Genomic DNA, 20,394 nt, shown 5'->3' on the forward strand with positions numbered 1-20,394 from the left:
GCTGGGCGGCCCGGGCGGGCGGCCCGGCTCAAGATCGCGCTAGATCCAGGAAACAGGCCCCTCCTCGCGTGGGCGAGGCCCCTACAACAAGGATCGAGCACGATCATGCGCGGTTCGGCCCGCGCACTCCCCATGGGACGGTGAGCCGGGTCAAGACGGTGAGCCGGGTCAGGACGGTGACCCGGGTGGGATGAAGGGGAGGCCGGCGGGCGGGCCGGCTTCGATGAGACGCCAGAGGGCGTCGGTGTCGAGGTGTTCCTCGACCAGGTCGCCTAGCAGGTCGAGTGAGCGTTCCCGGGCGGCGGCGAAGCTGGTGGCCGGTGCGACCCGGAACCCGCTGCGGCCGGCCAGGCGAGCCGCCTCGGTGAGGAACCACCGCCGGAACCCGTCGGACTCGAACGCCCCGTGCCAGTGCGTGCCGTGCACCGCGCCGAGCACGGCTCCCTCTCCGACACCGTCGTCGCCGGTCAGCAGCGGGGTCAGGCTGGGGTCGGCGTGGGAGACGTACCCGTGGTGGATCTCGTAACCACGCACCGGAAGGCCATCGTGACCGGTGCCCACCGACTGCCGGACGGTCTTGCGCGGATCGAAGGTGATCTCGATGGGCAGCAGACCGAGCCCCGGGATGCTGCCCTGCCGGCTCTCGACCGGGTCGTGGATGGCGCGGCCGAGCATCTGGAAACCTCCGCAGAGGCCGAGCAGGGGCTTGCCGGCCGCCACGTGGGCGGCCACCGCGTCGGCGAGGCCGGTTTCACGCAGCCACGCGAGGTCGGCGACGGTGGACTTGGAGCCGGGCAGGACGACCAGGTCGGCGGCGGCCAGCTCGGCCGGTTCGATGGTGAGCCGTACCCGGACCCCCGGCTCGGTGGCGAGCGCCTCCACGTCGGTGGCGTTGCTGATCCGGGGTAGGCGCACGACGGCCACATCCAGCCATTCGCTGCCGTGCGGGGCGGCGGGTCGGCCGAGCACCCGGCCGTAGGCGAGTGAGTCCTCCGCGTCGAGCCACAGGTCCAGTGCCCAGGGCAGCACCCCGTACGTGGGGCGGCCGGTGACCTGACGCAGCATGTCCAGACCCGGCTGGAGCAGCCCGAGGTCACCCCGGAACTTGTTGATCACGAAGCCGGCGATCAGCGCCTGGTCGGCCGGGTCGAGCAGGGCCACGGTGCCGAACATCGAGGCGAAGACACCACCCCGGTCGATGTCGCCGACGACGATGGTGGGCAGGTTGGCGTGCCGGGCCAGCCCCATGTTGACGTAGTCGCCGGCCCGTAGGTTGATCTCCGCAGGGCTGCCCGCGCCCTCGCAGATCACCACGTCGTACATCTCGCGCAGCTCGGCCAGCGCCCCGTACGCGGTCTCGGCGAGCCGGGGACGCAACTGCCGGAAGGTGCCGGCGGTGATCGTGTCGACCGCCTCGCCAAGCAGCACCACCTGACTGGCCAGGTCGCTGCCCGGCTTCAGCAGCACCGGGTTGAACCGCAGGTCGGGTGCGAGCCCGCACGCCGCAGCCTGCATGGCCTGGGCGCGCCCGATCTCGCCGCCCCGCCCGTCCGGCCCGACGACCACCGCGGAGTTGTTCGACATGTTCTGCGCCTTGTACGGCGCCACCTTCACGCCCTGCCTGTGCAGCCAGCGGCAGATGCCCGCGGTGAGCACGCTCTTGCCAGCGTCGGACGTCGTGCCGGCCACCAGCAGCCCGCCGCTCACCGCCTGTTCCCCCGCCGCACCCCGACGCCCCCGTCCACGCCGACTGCCCCGCCCGTGCCGACTGCCCCGCCCGTGCCGATAGCCGTGCCTTTGCCGGCGGCCGGCAGCCCGCGCTCGCCGGAACCGACCAGCCGGAATGCTCCAGCCACGCCGGCCAGCCCGCGCCCTCCGGCCGCAGCTACCAGCCCTCGCCGACCTACGGCGCCGATCAGGGCACGCCTACTCACGGCGCCAACCAGCCGGCCGAGGGTCACCGGGTACGCGGCGGCCAGCCCGACGGCGGCCAGCCCCACCGCGCCGGAGATCCGGGCGGCCCGCTTCAGGTGCCGCGCCTCCGGGCGGGGACCGTCGCCGAGAAACGGCCGCACCTCGGAGCGCCCGAAGTAGACGTTGCGGCCACCGAGGCGGACCCCGAGCGCACCGGCCATCGCCGCCTCGCACTGACCGGCGTTGGGGCTCGGGTGGTCGTTTCGGTCCCGCCGCCACACCTGCCAGGCGCGTTGGCGGTCCCCGTGCGCGACCGGCGCGACGGCGATGGTGAGCAGCCCGGTCAGCCGGGACGGCACGAGGTTGAGCGCGTCGTCCAGACGAGCGGCCGGGGTGCCGAACCTCGCGTAGCGCGTCGACCGGTGCCCGACCATCGCGTCGAGGGTGTTCGCGGCGCGGTAGCCCAGCAGCCCGGGCAGGCCGGCGACCGCACCCCAGAGCAGCGGAGCGACGACCGCGTCGGAGGTGTTCTCCGCGACCGACTCGACGGTGGCACGGGCCAACTCCGACTCGCCCAACGTCGACGGGTCCCGTCCGCAGAGGTGACCGAGGCGTCGCCGGGCAGCGGGCAGGTCACCGTCGCGCAGCGTACGACCCATGACGGTCGCCTCGTGCCGCAGCGTGCGACCGCCCAGCACGGTCCAGGTGCCGGCCGCCACGAGCAGAGCCCGGGTCACCGGCCGGTGCCGGGTAGCCGCCGCGGCGACCGCCCCGAGCAGCACGGGCCCCCCGACGGCCAGCGCGGTGAACGCCGTACCCGCCGTCCGGTCCGGGCGGTAGAGGCGGCGCTCCAGCGCACCTGCTGCCTGCCCGAAGCCGGCCACCGGGTGCCACCGGCGGGGGTCGCCGAGCAGCCTGTCCAGCGCGTACCCGGCCAGCAGCCCCACCGCGTTCGCCATCGGCGCTGTCCGTCGCACCCGCACCACCTCCGGCCGGCCAGCCTAGACGAGCACCCAGTGAACGAGCCGAACCCACGGTCCCCCACCGGCCACGAGAACCACTGAAGCGAACAGGTAGGCAGGCCCGGCTCACCAACTTCGGGGCCGCGCTGGAGGGCTACAAGACCACGTCGCAGCCACGTCGACGCCCGTCACGCGGGGTGACAACGCTCGTCGCGCCGCCACCCCGCCCCCGTCGTGTCGCGCCGCACCGTGCAGCGGCGCGCCGCACCGTGCAGCGGCGCACCGCACCGGACCGCACCGCACCGTCTGGTGCCATTTCGCCGCAGCCGCAGCCGCAGCCGCAGCACCCGCAACTGATACCGAGCCTCAGGCAGCTCGACCGCCGACCGACCCGCGGTGGCCGAGCCGACGCGGGTCGGCCGAGCCGATCGGTCAGGCTGGCTGTGGGATCCGGCCCCGACCGCGCCGCCCTCGACCGGGCTGCGCCGGCTCCGGCTGTCCCTCGTCGGGCACCGGCCCCAACTCGACGTCCAGGTCACCGTCGGCGTTGTCGTCGTCCGCCTCGGGCGGAGGGGCCAACTCGTCGTCGAGGCCGGGCGGGACGTTGGCCTGCTCGACCTGCCCGCCGCTCGGCAGCCCTCCGTCGTCACCAAAGAGCCCGCCGCCCAAGGAGACCCCACTTCCCGAGGAGACACCGCTGCCCGAGGAGACACCGCTGCCCGAGGAGATCCCGCCGCCCGGGGAGCTGTCGTCGTCCTCCGGGACGTTGCCGAACGGGCTGGTCCGCAGCTCGGCGTAGTCGGGCAGCTCGAAGTCGTCGTCCAGCGGACGGTCGTCGGGCAGGACGGGTGCCTGCCCGGCCGGCACCGGCTCGGTGGGCTCGCCGTGCACCCGGCTCTCGGCCTCCGTGTCCTCCACGGTGCTGGTGGTCATGCTCGGCCGGTTGCGCAGGAACCGCGCCCGGCCCCGGGACAGGTCGTGGCCGACGGCGACCGCCTCCAGCTCGTAGAGCGTGCGGTGGTTGCCGGCGTCGTCGGTCCAGTCGCGGGTGTAGAGCCGCCCGCAGACCACCACCGGATCGCCGACCATGACGGAGGCCGCCACTCCCTCCGCGAGCTTGCGCCAGCAGTTGACGCGGACGCGAAGCGAATTGCCGTCAACCCACCGGCCGCTGTCCCGATCAAGTCGGCGGGCGGTGGATGCGACCTTGAAGTTGGCCACCAGGGTGTTGCTCTGGGTCGTACGCCGCCACTCGGGCGTGGTCAGCACATTGCCGACGATTGTCACGTAAGTGTCGAACATCGTCCCTCCAAGGGGATCGGGGCCTGCCAGCGCGAGTCGACTCGACACCGAGCATCGGCACCGAGGGCGCCCGACGCGAGCGGCCATCCCCGACCTGTGGATGACGAACCCACCTGTGGACAACGCCCTGATCACGCCCGGATGTGGTACGTCCGACCCGCCCGACCCGCCGTCGACGGTTTCCCAGGCCGCCCGAACTGGGTAAGGACTTGATCAACGCACCACCGACAGCTCCACGTCGACGAGAGGTCAGCGCCATGACGATCACTACCATCGGCTCCGCGAACGCTTCCGAGGCGCAGCGATGAGCGCCGTGGCGAACCCGGCCACCGTTGCTGAGTGCCTGCGGGTGGGCGCCGGGTTCTCGCAGGGCGACCGCAACTGGATCGCCGAGCAGTTCGCCACCCTCGACGCCCGGCTCGCCGGCTTCCACGCTGACGCCACCGAGCTGGAGGTGTCGGTGAAGGACCGGGAGGCGCGCGGGCAGAAGGTCACCCTGGAGTGCTGGATCGCCGGTCGGCAGAAGATCGTCACCACCTCCGCGGAGGAGGACCTGCACGCCGCCCTCAACGACGTCCGTGACGACCTGCGGCGTCGGCTCAACGATGCCAAGACCCGCCAGGAGCCCCGGCACAACAAGCACCTGCGCGACGTCCCCCAGCCACAGCTTGAGGCCGACGAGTCCGAGGACGCGGCCCTCCGCGCCGACGCGGAAACGGTCTGACCCCACGCCCCGCTCCGCCCGCCCCACCGCCGCTCAGTCGATCATGGAATTGTGGTGGGCGTTAGATCCGCAACCACCCCTTTTGCGAGACCCCACAACTCCATGATCGACGCGGGGGGCGGGGGCGGGGCGCGGGGCCGGGCGACGCGGGAGGGCCGGGCGAGGCGGAGGGCGGGGCGAGGGGAACGGGCGCGGGCTACCGCTGGGTAGGTTGGCGGCGTAGCGTCGCGTTCGTGGAACCGGACGTGTTGGGGCCGCCGTACGAGCGGCAGACGATCGACCTGGGCACTGACGACGAGGGCCCCGTTGTCGCGACAGTGGTCCGGCGGCGGGCCGAGCGCCCCACCGGGCGGGCCGTGCTCTACGTACACGGCTTCGTCGACTACTTCTTCCAGACCCATCTGGCCGACTTCTTCGCCGAGCGAGGCTGGGATTTCTACGCGCTCGACCTGCGCAAATACGGTCGCAGCCTGCTCCCGGGCCAGACCCCGAACTTCTGCCACGACATCAGCGACTACTTCCCCGAGCTGGACGCCGCGGCCGAGATCATCCGCAAGGACGACGGGCACGACACCCTGCTGACGATGGGCCACTCCACCGGCGGCCTGATCATCTCGCTCTGGGCGGACGCCCGCCGCGACACCGGCACCATCGACGGCCTGGTGCTCAACAGCCCCTTCTTCGACCTGAACGCCCCCTGGGCGGTGCGCCGACCCCTCGCGGCCGCCGCGTCGCGGCTGGGCCGCAGGGCGCCGCACCGCATCCTGCCGTTCGGGCTGGGCACGGTGTACGGCGAGAGCATCCACTCCGACCACCGCGGCGAGTGGACCTACGACCTGGCGTGGAAGCCGCTGGCCGGGTTCCCGGTCCGGGCCGGCTGGCTGAACGCGATCCGCACCGGGCAACGCCGGCTCCGTGCCGGGCTGGACATCCAGGTGCCGGTACTGCTGGCCTGCTCGACCCGGTCCTTCCGGGGCACCAAGTGGCACGACAACGCGACCCTGGCCGACGCCGTACTGGACGTCGAGCACATGGTCCGCTACGCGCCCCGCCTCGGTCGCCACGTCACCCTGGCCCGCTTCGACGGCGGGCTGCACGACCTCACCCTCTCGGGCCCCGCCGTACGGAAGAAGGTCTTCGACGAGGTGGGTCGCTGGGCCGAGGCGTTCCTCGCCGCCGGCCCCACCGCCCCGGCCGACGCTCCACCGACCGACGCCGCGCGGTCAGAGGCGGCGCCAGCGGACGCCGCACCTACCAACGCGGCCCCAGCTGACGCCGCGCCAACCGACGCGGCCCGAGCTGACGCCGCGCCGACCAACACGCAGACGGTCGACGCGGCGGGGGCGACGCCGGGCCGCTGACCAGGCCGGACGGCGTCGCGGCTCAGACGTCGCCGGGCGTCGCCGGAAGGACGGCACGGATCCGGTCGAAGGTCGCCACCGGATGCTCGCCGACGCCGGGCAGGACCAGGCCCAGGCAGTACGGGGCAACCTCGCCGGTGGCGGCGGCCTGGACGATGAAGACCGGCGCGCCGACGTACCCCGGCGGCAGCTCCGTGGTGATCAGCACGGCGTCCCCGTCGCGGACCACTCGCTCGATCGCGACCTCCAGCGGCCGCGACCCGTCTTCGCGTACCCCATGGGCCAGCACGAAAGCGGAACTGGCCTCGGCGCCGAGGCGGGCGAGCACCTCGGGCCCGGCGGCGATCCCCGCCGGCACCGGCTGGACGCGCCACCGCCAGCCGCCGTCGCCGGCGTACCGGTGCAGGCCAGCGGTCGGCAACACCGCGACCCCGTGACCCGCGAAGCGGGCCCACCCGGGCACGATCTCGGCCTCGGATATGACGGCCGGGGCCACCCCCGTCGGCTCGGTGACGCTCGCTCGCAGCCCCAACTCACCACCCGAAGCGCCCACCAGGTCGGCCGCCGTCAACAGCGACTCCCCCACCGGGTCGTCGCCGCCCTGATAGAAGAACGCGGTACCGAATTCGCCCGATGACCGGTACGGCAGGATGGCGCGACCGACGACCTGGCACAGCTCGTAGGCGACGTCGCTCTCGGCGTCGGAATCCAGCAACACCAGCCAAAGGTACGGTCCGCGGCGAGGCCGGTCCGCGGTAACCCGGATGCCCGCTACGCGGTGGACGTGAGACTCTGCTCGGCAACGTGGACGCGGGCACCCTTTTCGCCGTCGGGCAGTGGGACGGCGGTACCCTCTGGGCGCGGCATCCACGCCACACGCGCCCGTAGCTCAGCGGATAGAGCAGGGGACTTCTAATCCCAAGGCCGCAGGTTCGAATCCTGCCGGGCGCACCACTCACACCGCAGGCCAGCGGCTTCCCGCTCCCGGTCGAGACGATCACCACGGCCTCCGTACAGCCATTCGTACAGCCAAGTCAGTCGAAGAGGTGCTTCGCGGCCTCGTCCGCGGCTGCCCGCTCGATCTCCGGCAGGACATGAGCGTAGGTGTTCATCGTCAGCCCGATCTGGCTGTGCCCAAGCACCTTCATCACGGTTCGGGGCGAGGCACCGGAGACGAGCAGGAACGTCGCGCCGGCGTGCCGTAGGTCGTGCAGACGCAGCCAGTCGAGGCCTGCCGCCGCCCGGATCTTGTGCCACGTCCGGTCGAATGTGGTCCGGGTCCATCGGCGTACCGACCTTGGACGGGAAGACCAGGCCGTGGTCCTGCCACCGCTCCCCCACCGCCAACCGATCCGCGGCTTGCTGCGGGCGATGCGCGCGGAAGAGGGCGACGGTCTGCGCCGGCACCGGAACCGTCCGCCGGGACCGCTCCGTCTTGGGTGCCACGAGTTGCAGGGCGACTCCACCTCCGACATTGAAGGTGGACAGGCAGCCGGCGTACGAACGATCGGGTTCGCCAACAAGCCTGGAAAGCGTAGACGGCTTCTTAGTGCAGGAGCCGACGCCATTACGGAAGGTCCGGAAGGGATGAGGCATATTGCAACCGCATTGCATCAAAAGAAACCGACTTGAATGCCCAGAGTCAAAGGCCAGCAACGCCGGGCTTTTGGGCAGCGAGGATCTCCTTGATTGCGCGAACTTTCCATACGATTCCCAGATCTGACTGCTCATTGATCCTGCCAGAATAAATCCCGAGAAGATTTGTCACAGGCCCATCGAAGATTGCAGTGGACCTGTCGGCCATCGAGGTCATTCCACCGGCGCTGTAGGCAATGACGGGAGAGCCAGACTGCCCTGGACGCGTTCTCGCGTCTATCAAGAAGCGCGGCAGGTCATGGAAATCCACGTCCCTTTCGCTCGCGATGAATCCGCGCGTCCATATAGCGAACCTTCCCCCACCAGTTATGCCAAATGGAAAACCAACGATGCTTACTCCGTCGGACGGGCCGACCATTATTTCGGGCGCCCTGCCCGAGAGATCGTAGGGGCGCAGCTCCGTCCCGGCGGAGTTGGCAAGTGGAACTGCGACGACATCTACAAGCCGCCCATGTGTCGGATGTTCAAGCCAAAGCGCGCGGTCTTCCTCCACGTCAAGAACGGTTTCGTATCGTTCTTTCCCAGAAGAGCCGGCCTGGCATCGGCGGTAAAAGGTAAGACACTCGGAGTTTGTCCGGCACCGCACCGCTCCGATGCCGAGGCTGACCGTCGATCGGGCTGCGGCCTGCGGCGACGTGGTAATTGGTTATCAAATATGGACGGTTGCCGTGTTCTACCACGAATCCCGTCCCTGTTCCAAGTACTTCCCCGTTGGCCATGGCTTCGAGGAACAACGACTGGACGGACGGCTGAGAAATCACGGTGACAGCTTGCCGAATTGGGCTCTTAGTAATCAAGGCGGCCCGCAAGCGGGCCGCGCCGGCCCGGCCCCGGCCTGCTGGCGACCTCCGGCCGGCATCGGCCGGGCCGGCCGGCCACGCTGACGGACGACAAGTCCACGAAGACCTCGGGGCGCTGCCCCGAACCCCGGCCCTCCTCAGAGATCCGCCAGTCACCCAGCGCCGGCAGACCTGCTACAGCGATGAGGGTGGCGCTTCCGAATGACTCCCACGCGCCACCGTGCGTGTGTCAGCGGGGGCGGTCTTAGCGTTCATTGCTTTCACTGCCAGGGCGGCGAGGAGCAACGCCCCGGCCGTGATGCACAGCAGCCGTACTGTAGTCGCCCATGGCAGCTCCTTGGCTGGCAAAAGCGGGGTTAGGGCGTACCCGACGATTGCAACAGCGCCCGCGACGGACCAGAACACCGCCGGGCGGGTGGGGACCGGCGGTGGGTCCCCGTGCCAGGCGCGAAGGAGCCGGCGGCGGCCGACCACGACGGCGACGCCGAGCGTGACCAGCGCGCCTACAAGGCTGCTGGGAATGTCGGACACGGTCCACCAGGCGACGTCGCTGACCTGGTCCCAGTCGATGCCGAATACGATGCGCAGCCACGCCACGGTATGGGTGAGGTAGTCCCACGCGATGTGACTGGCCGCGCCGAGCAGTGCCGATCCGGCGGTGATCTGCCAGGGGCGGCGCACTGTGGCGAGCACCCCGTAGTCGCGCAGCGCGAGCGGGCCGAGGTGGGGTAGGTGCGCGGCGAGGGTTGCGACGGTGGCGCGGACGATCCACGCGCCGAGCAGCGCCACTGGCAGGCACCACCACATCAGTGCGGTGAGGGTGTGGCTCTGCCACTCCGGTCCGATCCCGAGGAACGCGTATTTGATGTCGGGTGCGACCGCCCCGGTAGTCAACGCGACACCGTCGAACCATCGGGGTCGCCAGAGCTTGAGCGGGAGCACCACACCTGGATGCGACGGAAAGGTGAGCGGCATCGGAGGATCTTCCCACCTGGGGTCAATAGTGGGACCGACGTGCCATTAACGTTCAATTGGCGTAGGTCAGCCAGGAGCAGACCAGGCCGTCGAGGACCGAGCCGATCTGGCCGGAGGGCTTATTGGACGGCCGTGCATCGACAAATTCCCAAGCTGACAGTCTGGGAGCCACGCGTGGGAGCCACCGGGGCGGACTGGACCGGACGGGACGGACCCGATCGAGTCGCCGAGCGCGCTTGAGGACCAGGAGCAGGCGGACGGTATCGGACGGCCTTAACGTGGTCTTGGGAATCTACGGATCAGACAGCCAGCGCCGGCCGGTCGTACAGCCATCCGTACAGCCAAGGAGAGCGGCAGTGGCCGACGACACCCGACACCCAAGGACAGGCTGAGCAGGGGCGCGATGGCCTGACCGGTCGTCCGCGATCTTCTTCTAATCCCAAGGCCGCAGGTTCGAATCCTGCCGGGCGCACCACCGCTGACCTTCAGCTTCCGCCCATCCACACGACCGAGAACCCTCCCCAGACGACAGACGGCCCCTGCCCTGACGGGAGGGACCGTATGGCGGTCGGCTGCACCTCGCGGGCAGGCCCGCTCGGTGGGTGTGCTCAGCTCTGCTGGTGGCGCTCATTGCGCCGAAGGGCCTCTTCGAGCTGGTCCTCAAGGATGATGATCCGGCAGGCCGAGGCCATGTCGGTGCCCTGGTCGCACATCTCCCGAGCTCGCGCGGCAAGGCGCAGTTGGTAGCGGGAGTAGCGGCGGTGCCCTCCACTGGAGCGCTGTGGGTCGATCAGTTTCGCATCGCCGAGTCGGCGTAGAAAGTCCTGCGAGCAGCCGAGGATCTCGGCGGCACGGCCCATCGTGTAGGCCGGGTAGTCCTCATCGTCGAGCATGTCGTCGGGTTGAGCCATGGAACCTCCGTCACGAGGGCCCCGGTGCTCGAAAGCACCGGGGCCCAAGGGTTGTGGGTCAGGAACACCATCTACCGACAGAACGTCGGCTTGTCTTATCCGCACCGGCCGTCAGGGACGGCTTCGGGTGCGAGGATCGCGTAAGCGTGACCGGAGACCACCTCTCGTTCGAGGGAAACTGCGGTGTCCGCACCCAGCCCACGAACGCGACTGGCAGCGGGCGATCCAACGGTGTAATGCCCTCCCTTGCCTCTGCTTTCCTATGCGTACTCCGTGCTGTCCGTCGGTGTCCGAGCCCCACGCGACTTCGTGGCCCCAACACGTGCGACGAACTCTCCTTACCTCGGGTGAAGCCCTGAACAAGCGTTGGCCCCACCCGCTGTCACACGCCCTTCTGCGTACTACCTGACTACGGCAAATGTCTGCCGCCAAGCTGAGCGGGACTTGCAAACTTCCTGGCCCGCTCCTTCGCCCTCGTGCGGGGCGGCAACGTCAGCGTCTTTGTTAGCTCTGCTCTCGACTCCAGGAACCTTAGTTGCCAACGGCGCGAATGTCTAGCGCTTCGCACATAGATTTTCTCCGGGGACGGAGATAGCCCCGCCAGTACAGCCATCCGTGAGCTTGGACCGTCGCGGGTGGCGTCGTGCGCGAGATCAGTAGGGCAATGCGCAGCCAACGCCCCGTAGTGCCAAGCGCCGACGGCGAGGACGACGGGGTAGCTGACCGGCGTAGCAGCCGAGACTGGCCGGTGCCCACAACACCGACCACGAAGGCAGCCTCAAGGTGGGTGTCCCACCCCGGACCGTGATGGCTACCGGACTCCCCTCGCGGCGGGCTGTATGTTCTCTCGGCCGCCCTACAGGGTCGCGGCATGGCAGTCGATCGGAGGCGCTGTGGGTGTTCTGTACGACTACTTCCGTGCTTCTGACGACGAGGCTGTCGCTGAGCTGATGGCTGCCATCGATGGCGGCCCGGTGGTGCGAGAGGGAGACTCCCCGGTCGAGGACGCCGTGGATGGCAAGGGAATCGATCCGTCCGTCGCCCTCGGCAAGGTCGTATCGTTCGCCCTCGGCAGGCCGTGGGGCACCGATGTGATCGGGGATCAACTTGTCTGGCCGGAGGGTGTTGGTGAGGACCTTGAGTACGAAGGCCCCTGGGTCGTCGTACTGAGCGAACGCGCCCGGGATGCGCTTGCCGAGATCCCGGATGACCGCTTGCCGGACCTGGCCGACCGGTGGTCACACATCGAGGAGCTGTCCCACTACAGCGATACTCAGCCGGAGGTCATGCTGTCGCGCTTGCGCGAGTTCGTTGGGCTGGCCCGCAGAGCAGGCACGAGCGGGGACAACATCTACTGCTGGATCTGTCTCTAGCCGGGGCCGACAGCAGCGCATGTGACGGAAATTCGTAGCGTCGGGTGGTGACGATGTTCCGCACTCCTCAGGTGATCCTCTTCAGCGAGGACGTCTCCCGCGCCGCCCAGTTCTACGCCGGTCTCGGTTTCACCGAGACCTTCCGGGTGCCGGCCGAGGGCGAGCCGATCCACATCGATCTCGTGCTCGACGGCTACAAGATCGGCATCGCCTCGGTGGCCTCCACCCGCGACGACCACGGGCTCGACCCTGCGCCCCAGGGCCAGCGGGCCGCCGTGATCCTCTGGACCGACGACACCGCGGCCGCGTACGCCGAACTCACGGCGAACGGCGCCCCCGCACTGGCCGCACCGCACCGGTGGCTCGATCGTCTGCTGATCGCCTGGACGGCCGATTCGGACGGCAACCCGATCCAGATCGTCCAACAACTCTGACCTCATGGAAGGGCGGACTGCGGCGACTTTCGTAGCCGTGGGGGGCTCGTGCGGGCCTGGGCGACGTTCCGGCCGGGCGGCGGCGAACCGGGATGTTCCTGCTCGACGACGATGCCCGCACGCTGGACGTACACCTCTCGCTTGTCGGTAGCTGCGCCCTTCGCGTCGAGGACGTAGCCCGTCAACCACACCCAGCCGTCGTACGGGTCGACGCTGCCGATTGAGACGAGCCGAAGCCGGAGCGCCCGTTCGCCGCTGAACTGCACCGAACACGCCGACCCGATCAGCACCACATCGCCGGAGTTGAGCCCGGTCACGGCATCCAACCGAGGAAGCGGTGCCGGAGGGCCTCCGGCGGGGCCCAGCTCATGTCCGTCCGGGCGGACACCAGGCACGCGCCCATGTAGAGGGCCAGCGAGAGTGGGGTGTCGGCGTGCTCGCCCAGCAGCTCATCGCGGCGTGGAACGCAGGGCCAAGGCCGATGGCACGTCTCGCACAGCCAGAGCGGCAGGATTGGTCCGTGCTTCGTCATTGATCTTCACCGGGCCAGTGCCCTCGATTGATCGGGACGCGGTGCCGGAACCGGCAGGGAAGCTCGGCACCGCAGCGGCACACGTAGCGCCAACATTCCCAGCTCCATGCCGGACGGTGACGCCGCGCCAGGGTCAGCGCCACTGACAGTAGGTAGTCGTCGAAACGGACCCTTCGCATCCGACCTCCTACGGTGCGTCGCCCTGACGACGACCGTAGCGTTGTACGTCCCTGTACGTCTATAGACGTACCGAAGGTTTGAACGTCTATAGACGTCCCCTAGGTTGCGTCCATGATCGATCCACTGTCTCCGACGCCGATCTACGTTCAGCTCGCAGACGTGATCGCCAAGCGAATTGAGACCGGGGAGCTGCCACCCAGGCGACCCATCCCGAGTGAATCCACGCTTCAGCAGGAGTACGGCGTCGCTCGCGGCACGGTCCGCGCGGCAGTGCGCCTCCTGCGAGAGCGTGGACTGGTGATGACTGTGCCGCAGCGGGGCACCTACGTCAGCGAGAAGTAGGCGCGCCACGGGCCCGCTGCGCACAAAGTGCCCGGCAGGTGTCTACGGGCTGGCCGACCTACGGCGTTAATAGGGCGTGACGTTCGAGGAGTACGCGTTCGCCCGCACGTCGGCGCTGGTGCGGCTCGCCCGGCTGCTGACCGGTGACGAGCACCGAGCCGAGGACCTGGTTCAGGATGTCCTCGCCCGGGCGTACGCCCGGTGGGGGCGCATCTCCCGGACGGATCGGCCGGACGCCTACGTCCAGCGCATGCTCGTCAACACCCACAACTCGTGGTGGCGTCGGCGGAGCAATCGCGAGATCTCCGTCGCCGCGGTGCTCGATCGGGCGGGTGACGTGGACGAGGCCACCGGGGTCGCCGAGCGCGACGCACTGTGGCGGCTGGTCTGCGAGCTGCCGGCGCGTCAGCGCACCGTGATCGTGCTGCGCTACTACGAGGATCTGGACGACACGTCGATCGCCGAGATCCTCGCCTGTTCGGCCGGGACGGTTCGCACCCACGCGAGGCGTGCCCTGGCGGCGCTGCGTCAACGGCAGGTTGCGGCAACCCCCGCACGGGCAGGAGAGCTCTGATGTTCAGTGACCTCGATGAGCAGCTCGCCACGACGCTGAGGCATCGCGCGGGCGGTGACGTCGACCCGACACCGATCGTGGAACAGGCCCGGCATCGCGGCCGGCGGCTGCGACTGCGGCGGCGGGGGCTGATGGCCGGGGGCGTGGCAGCGGCGTGTGTCGCGCTCACCTCGGTGGTTCTGGCGATGCCGGCCGGTCGGAGCACTGACGACCCGGTCATGCCGGCCGCGGCGCTCATGCTGCCGGACGCGCAGAGCGATGCGACCGTACGCCCCGAGGAGGTCGGCGCCGATCCCGCGACGGTGCACTTCTCGACCGATGCCCTGGTCAGCGATGCCGACTCCGCGACGTGGCGCACCGGGCGGGGCGTCGAGAGCGTCGAGTTCCGGGGGCCGAGCGGTCAGGCCCGTTTCGTGCTGGCCCGCACCGAGGTGTTGCTGGACGGGCTCCAGCAGACGTTGTCCTCGGAGGGGCGACCGCAGGCACGGACCGAGGTACGGGTCGGCGACCGCCCGGGGTTCGCCTGGTTCGATCCGTCCGGCGACCGGAAGCTGTGGTTCGTCCGCTGGCAACCCGCCGACGGGCTCTGGGCCCAGCTCGATACGTACGCGACCACCCGTGACGATGCGACGGGTACGGCGGGCCGGGTCCGGTTCGACGGTGCCCACCGCTGCGTCGTGCCGTTCCGCCTGGGGTCGCTGCCGCCCGACGGACGGCTGCTGGAGTGCTCGGTCACGCTGAGCCGGTCGGCGCGGGACTCCTTCGTCGAGGGCTCGCTGGTGGTCGGTGACGCATCCGGCCGTTGGCTGACGGTTCGGGCGCAACTCGCCCCGGACGGCGACGAGGCCCGGCCCGGGGATCTCGTCGCCGGCCCCTACCGGGTACGCCGGCAAGGCAGTGACGTGCTGGAGATGGCCGTCGAACCGTGCCTCGTCGAGGCGTTCCGCAAGGGTTGGGGGAACGGCTACACCGAGGCGGAGGGCTTGGCGGTCCTCGGCGGGTACCGGCCGGCCCGCGATCTCGACCGCCCCGACACCTGGTGATGCCACCGCATGGCGGCAGCACGGGTCCTGCACCGCGGATCAGCCGAGCCGGGCGATTGGACCGGTGTCCTGCTCGGGACCCAGGAGCAGGCGCTCCACCCCGGTGATCCGCAGCACCCGCTGGGTGATTCCCGTGGCGCCTCTGATCGAGAAGCGGGAGCCGACCCGGTTCGCCCGGTCGCGCGCCACCAGGAGTACGTGCACACCCGCGGCGCTGAAGAAGCCGACGCCGCTCAGGTCGCAGCAGACTTCGGGATGGCTGTCGATCGCGTTCATCAGAGCCGTCGCCAGGCGTGGCGCGGTGTCCATGTCGACGTACCCCACCGGGGCGACGACCATCCGGTCGGCCGAGACGGTCGCGGACAGGTTCGTGGGTTCGGTGTAGCGAGTCACCTGGAACGACAGCCCGGAGGTGTCCACGTCGAGACGGCCATCCCGCTGGCTGTCGGCGAGCGGCGCTGGCGTGACCTGCCTGAGGCTGACCGGCGTCGGGAAACTGTCGAAGTGGCTCTGGGAGAACCAGGAACGCTCAGTCATAGGAGCACACGCTTCCTGTTGAAATCCGTAACAGGATTGGCGCATGGCTTGACCAACCTCGACGATAACCGGCTGGGCAGTCGGCCGCCAGTCGGCACGGCCGTCCCTGGCCGAGCTCAGCCGGCGCTGCGCTGGTGGGCGGCCACTTTCGGCGGCACCACAGCCCGTTGCCCACCGCCTACGGCAGGTTGCCTGACCCACCGCGATCACGCTTGACACTCTGCGGCCGGGTGGCCCTCTCCACCAGAGCGGCGGCGACCTCCCGCAACTTGCGGTTGGAGTCCTGGGAAACCTTCGCGAGGACGGCGAACGCCTCGTCGGGGGTGCAGCGGCGTTCGCCCATGATGATGCCCTTGGCCTGCTCGATGACGGCCCGGCTCTGCATGGCCAACTGCATCTGTGCGGCCAGGGTGGCGGTGGCGTCGTAGAGGTGGGCGTTGGCGAGGGCGACGGCGGCGTACCCCGCGAATGTCTGTGCGAGGGTGACCGCGTCCTCGTCGAAGGCACCCGCTTCGGCCCCGTAGATGTTCAGCGCACCGAGCACGGACTCCTGGATCGGGAACCCGATCGACAGTGAGCTGTGAGCTCCGCCCTGCACGGCTTGCGCCGCCCACTGCGGCCAGCGGACCTCTTCGGACATGTTCGGGACGGACACGACGGCGGCGTCTCTGGCCGCCTCCAGACACGGACCCTGGCCATGCTCGTACTGCAGTTCGTCGAGTCGCAGGGCCATCTCACCGCTGAACGCGGCGGTGTGCGCACTCTCCTGCTTCAGCAAAGTCACCGACACCTCCTGCGCACCGGGGATCGTGCGTCGTGCCAGCTCGGACACCTGGGTCAACACCCCGGACAGGTCGGTTTCGCCGAGCTTGATCTGGCCGAGTTCGGAGATCGCCGCATTGGGATCAATGGGCTGCTGTGCCATGACTTCAAGGTCCTCGTGCCCGGGGCGCGTACCGGTTGCAGGAAGGCGACGGCAGCGCGCGTGGTGATGGCGCACCGCGAGCACGGGGCGCCGCACGGACTCGCCAACCGAGCCCGGGCGCCCGCTGCTGGACGCTGACTGACCGACGCCGAGGCGTCGGCTGCGGCGACAACTATACGACGCCGAGTGGAACCTCCCCGAAGGTGCAGCCGGATCGGCTCGGGGGCACTCGTTTGACCCCCCGGACGCCGGGGCATCGTCCTCAGACAGCGTGAACACCACGCCGCGGCTCGCAAGTGCCGATGGCAGTCAGAAGCGCGAGCCGGGTCTGGACCGCACTCGACAGCGGAGGTGGGAGGCACCGATGCCAGCAGGATCAAGCCCGAAGAGAGAACGGCAGTACGAGCACATCAAGGAGAGCGCGCAGCAGCGCGGCGCCTCCTCCGGGCGGGCGAAGGAGATCGCGGCCCGCACGGTCAACAAGGAACGGGCCCGCTCGGGTGAGTCCCGCACGGCGAGCCGGTCCTCCCGCAACGACGTGTCGTCCGGGCACCGTGGCGGTAAGCGTTCCCACAGCGGCGCCCAGGGTCGCACCAAGGAGCAGCTGTACAACGAGGCCAAGCAGCGCGGCATCAGGGGCCGCTCGTCGATGTCCAAGAGCGAGCTGGAGCGGGCCCTGTCGAAGTAGCGACCGGTGGTCCCCGCCCCGGCAGGGTGGGTGGCGCAAATCGGCCGAGCCGGCTCAGACGGGCCCGAGCAGGGCGACCAGCGCGTCGTCGCCCTGGCCGAGCTGCGCCCCACCCGTCGCTGGCGCGACCAGGAACCGTCGGCAACCGTCGAGTTCCACGTACCGGTCCGGGCCTGCCCCGTCGAGTGGGCGCAGCACCGCGAAGCGGGTCGCCGGGATGTCGCAGTCGACCACCGCCCGGCGGTTGGACAGCGCCCGGAGCACACCCGCCTGGCGCTCGGCCGGCAGCGGCCCGCCGTACACGAAGTCGCCCGCCGGTTTGTCGCCGTCCTGGAGCGACGCGGGCACCTGGTAGACGCAGAGGCGCAGCGGTCCAGCGGCCGGCCGGGCGACCGGACCGGGGTTACCGTTCCGGGTCTCCACCCACACCATGTCCGTCCACTGCTGCGCGCATCCGGCGGCCTCGGCCGCCGCGGATTCGATCTGCCGGATGGTACGGGTGTCCACCGTGGTCCACTGCGGCCCGGCCAGCGCGTCGATCACCTCGGCGCGCGGCTTACCGCAGGAGTCCGTCGGGATGTGTGGCCGCAGCCAGCGTCCCCGGTCGTCCAGCAGGGCCAACCATGGCGGGATGACCAGGTCGAGGGTGCAGGCGACCTCCCCGCCGGCCTGCTCGTTGGGCAGGCGGAGCGCCGTGAGCAACGGTGCGATCTCCTCGGCGCGTCGCTCGGTGGCGATCTGCTCCTGGCCGCCGTTGGGCCCCGGCCGGACCTCCCGTCCGCAGATCACGGCGGCGACCGGGGAGAAGGCGGGGTCGATGCGACCGATCGTCGGCTCCTGCACAGCCGGTGGCGGCGTCTGCGTGTTCGGCACCGCGAACGTCTCGCCGGCTCGTGGCGCGTCCTTGGCGCAGGAGGTCCACCCATCGACGATCTGGGCCGGAGCTGGCTCGTCGACCCCGCCCGGCCCCGTGCCACCGCAGCCACTCAGCGCCATGCCGAGCAGTGCCACCGCCAGTACCGTCCGGGACGAACGCATCCGGCTCACCACCTTTCACCCGGAGGATGAGACGGACGACAGGCCCGCCTGGTTCCGGCCGGTCCGAGGCGTGACGCGGGTGACCGGCGGGGACGTCGCCGGCTGGGGCCGGGGCGCCGGTCGGCAGAATGGCCGAATGGCACATCTGGGACTTGTCGCGCTACTGGTCAGGGAGTACGACGAGGCGATCGACTTCTACGTCGGCGACCTCGGTTTCGAGTTGGTGGAGGACACCGCCCGACCGGACGGTTCACGCTGGGTGGTGGTCCGCCCGGCAGGGGCCCGGGAGACGGCCCTGCTGCTGGCGCGGCCGGGCAACGCCGAGCAGCGGGCTCGGATCGGCGACCAGACCGGTGGCCGGGTCGGGCTGTTCCTGTACACGGAGGACTTCGCCCGGGACCACGCCCGAATGGTGGCGGCCGGGGTGCGTTTCCTGGAGGAACCACGGCACGAGGCGTACGGTTCGGTAGCGGTGTTCGTCGATCTCTATGGCAACCGGTGGGATCTCCTCCAGCCCCGGAGCGCAGAGTGACACATTAGCGACACTCCGCAACACAAGGGTCACCCCGTACCGTCGCCCATGCTATTGTCCGATGTCGATCTACGCCGCGTGGACCCGGACCGGGTCGTTGTCGGAAGGACACTTCCCGATGCCGGCCGTTGCCACCCCAACCGTGCCGCCGACCACGCTGGACAATCCGGCCGGTGGTGCCCTGGGCCTCATCTTCACCACGTTGCCGGCGCTGCTGAGGCTGAGCTGCGGGCTGTTCGGCGCGGCGGTGGCCGTGTCGGTGCAGACCCCGCCGGTCGAGCAGGCGGTGTTGCTGCCCGCCGTGGGTGTGTTGACCGGCTGGTCCCTCTGGTACGCACACCGCGCGTTGCGCCACGGCATCGGCCCCGCCCTCGTCGCCGGTGACGTGGCGGTCACGGCGCTGGCCTGCCTCCTCATTCCCGTGCTGGTGGCGCCCGAGGTGCTGCCCGGCGAGGGCAGTTGGATCGCCGTGCTGGCCAGCACCACGGTGATCAACGCGCAGGCCACCGCCCCGGCGCGCTGGTCGATCCCGGCCGGGCTGCTCGTGATCGCCACCTACGTGACCGGGGCGCAGGCGGCCGACAACCCCACCGAAGCTCGGGCGCACGCCGCCACGCTGCTGGCGCAGACCGCCTGTACGGCGATGATGGCGGCGGTCATGCGCCGACGCATCGGCCGGGCGGACCGGGCCTTCGTCGAACACCATCGACTGACCCGGGAGGCGTTGGTCGCGCGTGCCGCCCGCGAGGCCGAACGCCAACAGAACCGCGATCTGCACGACACCGTGCTCGGGACGCTGACCATGGTGGGGCTGGGCGCGGTGGCCGGTCCGTCGACTGTCTTCCGGGACCGGTGCGCGGCCGACCTGCGTACCCTCGTCTCGCTCACCGACGGCAGCCCGGTGGCCGGCGACGGCCCGGTGCCGCTCGACGGACGGTTGCGGGCGGTGGCCGATCGGCTGCCCGAGCTTGCGGTACGGCTGGACCTGGCGTCCTGCGCCGTCCCGGTGGGGGTGGCCGACGCGATCGGTGAGAGCGCCTACGCCGCGCTGTCCAACGTGGTCCGCCACGCGCCGGGCGCCGGGGCCACGCTGCGGCTGACCCGGGACGCGATCGGCGTCGTGGTCGAGGTCGTCGACGACGGTCCCGGCTTCGACCTGGCCACCGTCCCACCGCACCGGTACGGGTTGCGCGAGTCGATCCGGGGCCGGATGACGACGGTCGGTGGGCGGGCCGACGTGCGCTCGGCGGTCGGTGCCGGCACCCGGATCCGACTGGAGTGGCCCGGTGTCGGCTGACCTGAACACCCCGGCGCACACCACCGACGCTGCGGAGGCACCGCACCGGAGGAGCGTTCCGACGCCCCGGGAGCCGGTCTCCCCCGCGGCGCTGGCCGCGCCGGCCGACGTCGCGCACGCGTCCGACCGGGGTGCCCGGATCGCCGCCGTCGTCATCGCGCTGGCCTGGCACGTCGCGATCGCGCTGCCGCCGGTGTTGTCCGAGCGCACGGAGTTCGCCGAGCCAGCGGTTGTGCACGGCGCGTGGATACTGGTCGCCGTGACCGGCGCGGTGGCCGGGGTGCGACTGCTGCA

Annotated in this window: 20 protein-coding genes, 1 tRNA gene and 3 pseudogenes; 12 read left to right on the plus strand and 12 right to left on the minus strand. The window is 70.3% G+C overall.

Translation table 11 applies throughout. From position 1 onward, the window contains the following. Positions 1 to 168: 168 nt before the first annotated feature. The 3 genes and pseudogenes from PSH25_RS31395 to PSH25_RS31405 form a co-directional block, all read right to left on the minus strand. The gene (locus PSH25_RS31395) at positions 169 to 1,707 is read right to left on the minus strand and encodes a cobyric acid synthase (RefSeq protein WP_238662503.1); all 1,539 of its coding nucleotides are present in this window, start codon (positions 1,705 to 1,707) and stop codon (positions 169 to 171) included. 185 nt (positions 1,708 to 1,892) lie between these two features. Further along, positions 1,893 to 2,873, minus strand: a pseudogene (locus PSH25_RS31400) (cobalamin biosynthesis protein); the annotation flags it as partial. A 435-nt stretch (positions 2,874 to 3,308) separates the two neighbouring features. Further along, positions 3,309 to 4,178, minus strand: coding sequence for a single-stranded DNA-binding protein (locus tag PSH25_RS31405; RefSeq protein WP_238662504.1), 870 nt, complete (start codon positions 4,176 to 4,178; stop codon positions 3,309 to 3,311). Between the two features lie 304 nt (positions 4,179 to 4,482). On the opposite strand from PSH25_RS31405, the gene PSH25_RS31410 reads away from it, so the two are divergent. Both PSH25_RS31410 and PSH25_RS31415 read left to right on the plus strand, forming a co-directional pair. Beyond that, positions 4,483 to 4,902 (plus strand): HPF/RaiA family ribosome-associated protein, encoded by a 420-nt coding sequence (locus PSH25_RS31410; RefSeq protein WP_238662505.1) that lies wholly within the window; start codon positions 4,483 to 4,485, stop codon positions 4,900 to 4,902. A gap of 233 nt (positions 4,903 to 5,135) precedes the next feature. Continuing rightward, positions 5,136 to 6,158 (plus strand): annotated as a pseudogene (locus PSH25_RS31415) (alpha/beta hydrolase); the annotation flags it as partial. 127 nt (positions 6,159 to 6,285) lie between these two features. Here the strand turns inward: PSH25_RS31415 and PSH25_RS31420 are convergent. Then, positions 6,286 to 6,981: a hypothetical protein gene (locus tag PSH25_RS31420; protein WP_238662506.1), complete on the minus strand. Its 696-nt coding sequence runs from the start codon at positions 6,979 to 6,981 to the stop codon at positions 6,286 to 6,288. Between the two features lie 160 nt (positions 6,982 to 7,141). Here PSH25_RS31420 and PSH25_RS31425 point away from each other — a divergent pair. Continuing rightward, positions 7,142 to 7,217, plus strand: a tRNA-Arg gene (locus PSH25_RS31425). 80 nt (positions 7,218 to 7,297) lie between these two features. On the opposite strand, the gene PSH25_RS33815 is transcribed toward PSH25_RS31425, so the two are convergent. The 4 genes from PSH25_RS33815 to PSH25_RS31445 form a co-directional block, all read right to left on the minus strand. Further along, complete coding sequence (locus PSH25_RS33815) at positions 7,298 to 7,831, minus strand: tyrosine-type recombinase/integrase (RefSeq protein ID WP_308193767.1); 534 nt, start codon at positions 7,829 to 7,831, stop codon at positions 7,298 to 7,300. Between the two features lie 74 nt (positions 7,832 to 7,905). Next, on the minus strand, positions 7,906 to 8,505 hold the full coding sequence (locus PSH25_RS31435; RefSeq protein ID WP_308193768.1) for a trypsin-like peptidase domain-containing protein: 600 nt from the start codon (positions 8,503 to 8,505) through the stop codon (positions 7,906 to 7,908). A gap of 388 nt (positions 8,506 to 8,893) precedes the next feature. Then, the gene (locus PSH25_RS31440) at positions 8,894 to 9,694 is read right to left on the minus strand and encodes a DUF4184 family protein (protein ID WP_238662508.1); all 801 of its coding nucleotides are present in this window, start codon (positions 9,692 to 9,694) and stop codon (positions 8,894 to 8,896) included. A 608-nt stretch (positions 9,695 to 10,302) separates the two neighbouring features. Beyond that, a complete protein-coding gene (locus PSH25_RS31445; RefSeq protein ID WP_238662509.1) occupies positions 10,303 to 10,605 on the minus strand; it encodes a MerR family transcriptional regulator in 303 nt (100 codons plus the stop codon). Positions 10,606 to 11,498: 893 nt separating this feature from the next. Between PSH25_RS31445 and PSH25_RS31450 the strand changes: the two genes are divergently transcribed. Next, positions 11,499 to 11,978, plus strand: coding sequence for a hypothetical protein (locus PSH25_RS31450; protein ID WP_238662510.1), 480 nt, complete (start codon positions 11,499 to 11,501; stop codon positions 11,976 to 11,978). Positions 11,979 to 12,031: 53 nt separating this feature from the next. Next, positions 12,032 to 12,412, plus strand: a complete 381-nt coding sequence (locus PSH25_RS31455; RefSeq protein WP_238662521.1) for a VOC family protein — start codon at positions 12,032 to 12,034, stop codon at positions 12,410 to 12,412. 2 nt (positions 12,413 to 12,414) lie between these two features. Here the strand turns inward: PSH25_RS31455 and PSH25_RS31460 are convergent, their stop codons facing one another. Next, the gene (locus tag PSH25_RS31460) at positions 12,415 to 12,729 is read right to left on the minus strand and encodes a hypothetical protein (protein ID WP_238662511.1); all 315 of its coding nucleotides are present in this window, start codon (positions 12,727 to 12,729) and stop codon (positions 12,415 to 12,417) included. A 506-nt stretch (positions 12,730 to 13,235) separates the two neighbouring features. Here PSH25_RS31460 and PSH25_RS31465 point away from each other — a divergent pair. From PSH25_RS31465 to PSH25_RS31475, 3 genes are all read left to right on the plus strand, one after another. After that, positions 13,236 to 13,466, plus strand: coding sequence for a GntR family transcriptional regulator (locus tag PSH25_RS31465; RefSeq protein ID WP_238662512.1), 231 nt, complete (start codon positions 13,236 to 13,238; stop codon positions 13,464 to 13,466). Positions 13,467 to 13,542: 76 nt separating this feature from the next. Then, positions 13,543 to 14,040: a SigE family RNA polymerase sigma factor gene (locus tag PSH25_RS31470; RefSeq protein ID WP_238662513.1), complete on the plus strand. Its 498-nt coding sequence runs from the start codon at positions 13,543 to 13,545 to the stop codon at positions 14,038 to 14,040. Then, the gene (locus PSH25_RS31475; protein ID WP_238662514.1) at positions 14,040 to 15,083 is read left to right on the plus strand and encodes a hypothetical protein; all 1,044 of its coding nucleotides are present in this window, start codon (positions 14,040 to 14,042) and stop codon (positions 15,081 to 15,083) included. Before PSH25_RS31470 ends, PSH25_RS31475 begins: the two co-directional genes overlap by 1 nt. Positions 15,084 to 15,122: 39 nt before the next feature. On the opposite strand, the gene PSH25_RS31480 is transcribed toward PSH25_RS31475, so the two are convergent. Beyond that, positions 15,123 to 15,620, minus strand: coding sequence for an STAS domain-containing protein (locus tag PSH25_RS31480; protein ID WP_238662515.1), 498 nt, complete (start codon positions 15,618 to 15,620; stop codon positions 15,123 to 15,125). Between the two features lie 178 nt (positions 15,621 to 15,798). Beyond that, the gene (locus tag PSH25_RS31485; protein ID WP_238662516.1) at positions 15,799 to 16,545 is read right to left on the minus strand and encodes a GAF and ANTAR domain-containing protein; all 747 of its coding nucleotides are present in this window, start codon (positions 16,543 to 16,545) and stop codon (positions 15,799 to 15,801) included. Positions 16,546 to 16,909: 364 nt separating this feature from the next. Here PSH25_RS31485 and PSH25_RS31490 point away from each other — a divergent pair, with 364 nt between their 5' ends. After that, positions 16,910 to 17,233, plus strand: coding sequence for a plasmid stabilization protein (locus PSH25_RS31490; RefSeq protein WP_238662517.1), 324 nt, complete (start codon positions 16,910 to 16,912; stop codon positions 17,231 to 17,233). A 54-nt stretch (positions 17,234 to 17,287) separates the two neighbouring features. On the opposite strand, the gene PSH25_RS31495 is transcribed toward PSH25_RS31490, so the two are convergent. After that, positions 17,288 to 18,271, minus strand: coding sequence for a hypothetical protein (locus PSH25_RS31495; protein WP_238662518.1), 984 nt, complete (start codon positions 18,269 to 18,271; stop codon positions 17,288 to 17,290). 136 nt (positions 18,272 to 18,407) lie between these two features. Here PSH25_RS31495 and PSH25_RS31500 point away from each other — a divergent pair, with 136 nt between their 5' ends. From PSH25_RS31500 to PSH25_RS31510, 3 genes and pseudogenes are all read left to right on the plus strand, one after another. Further along, entirely contained in the window at positions 18,408 to 18,803 is a 396-nt protein-coding gene (locus PSH25_RS31500; RefSeq protein ID WP_238662519.1) for a VOC family protein, read from the plus strand. 118 nt (positions 18,804 to 18,921) lie between these two features. Continuing rightward, positions 18,922 to 20,100, plus strand: a complete 1,179-nt coding sequence (locus PSH25_RS31505; protein ID WP_308193769.1) for a sensor histidine kinase — start codon at positions 18,922 to 18,924, stop codon at positions 20,098 to 20,100. Beyond that, a pseudogene (locus tag PSH25_RS31510) lies at positions 20,090 to 20,394 on the plus strand (hypothetical protein); the annotation flags it as partial. The gene PSH25_RS31505 and the pseudogene PSH25_RS31510, both read left to right, overlap by 11 nt.

The sequence above is a fragment of the Micromonospora foliorum genome (genome assembly GCF_022229015.1).
Taxonomy (GTDB): domain Bacteria; phylum Actinomycetota; class Actinomycetes; order Mycobacteriales; family Micromonosporaceae; genus Micromonospora; species Micromonospora foliorum.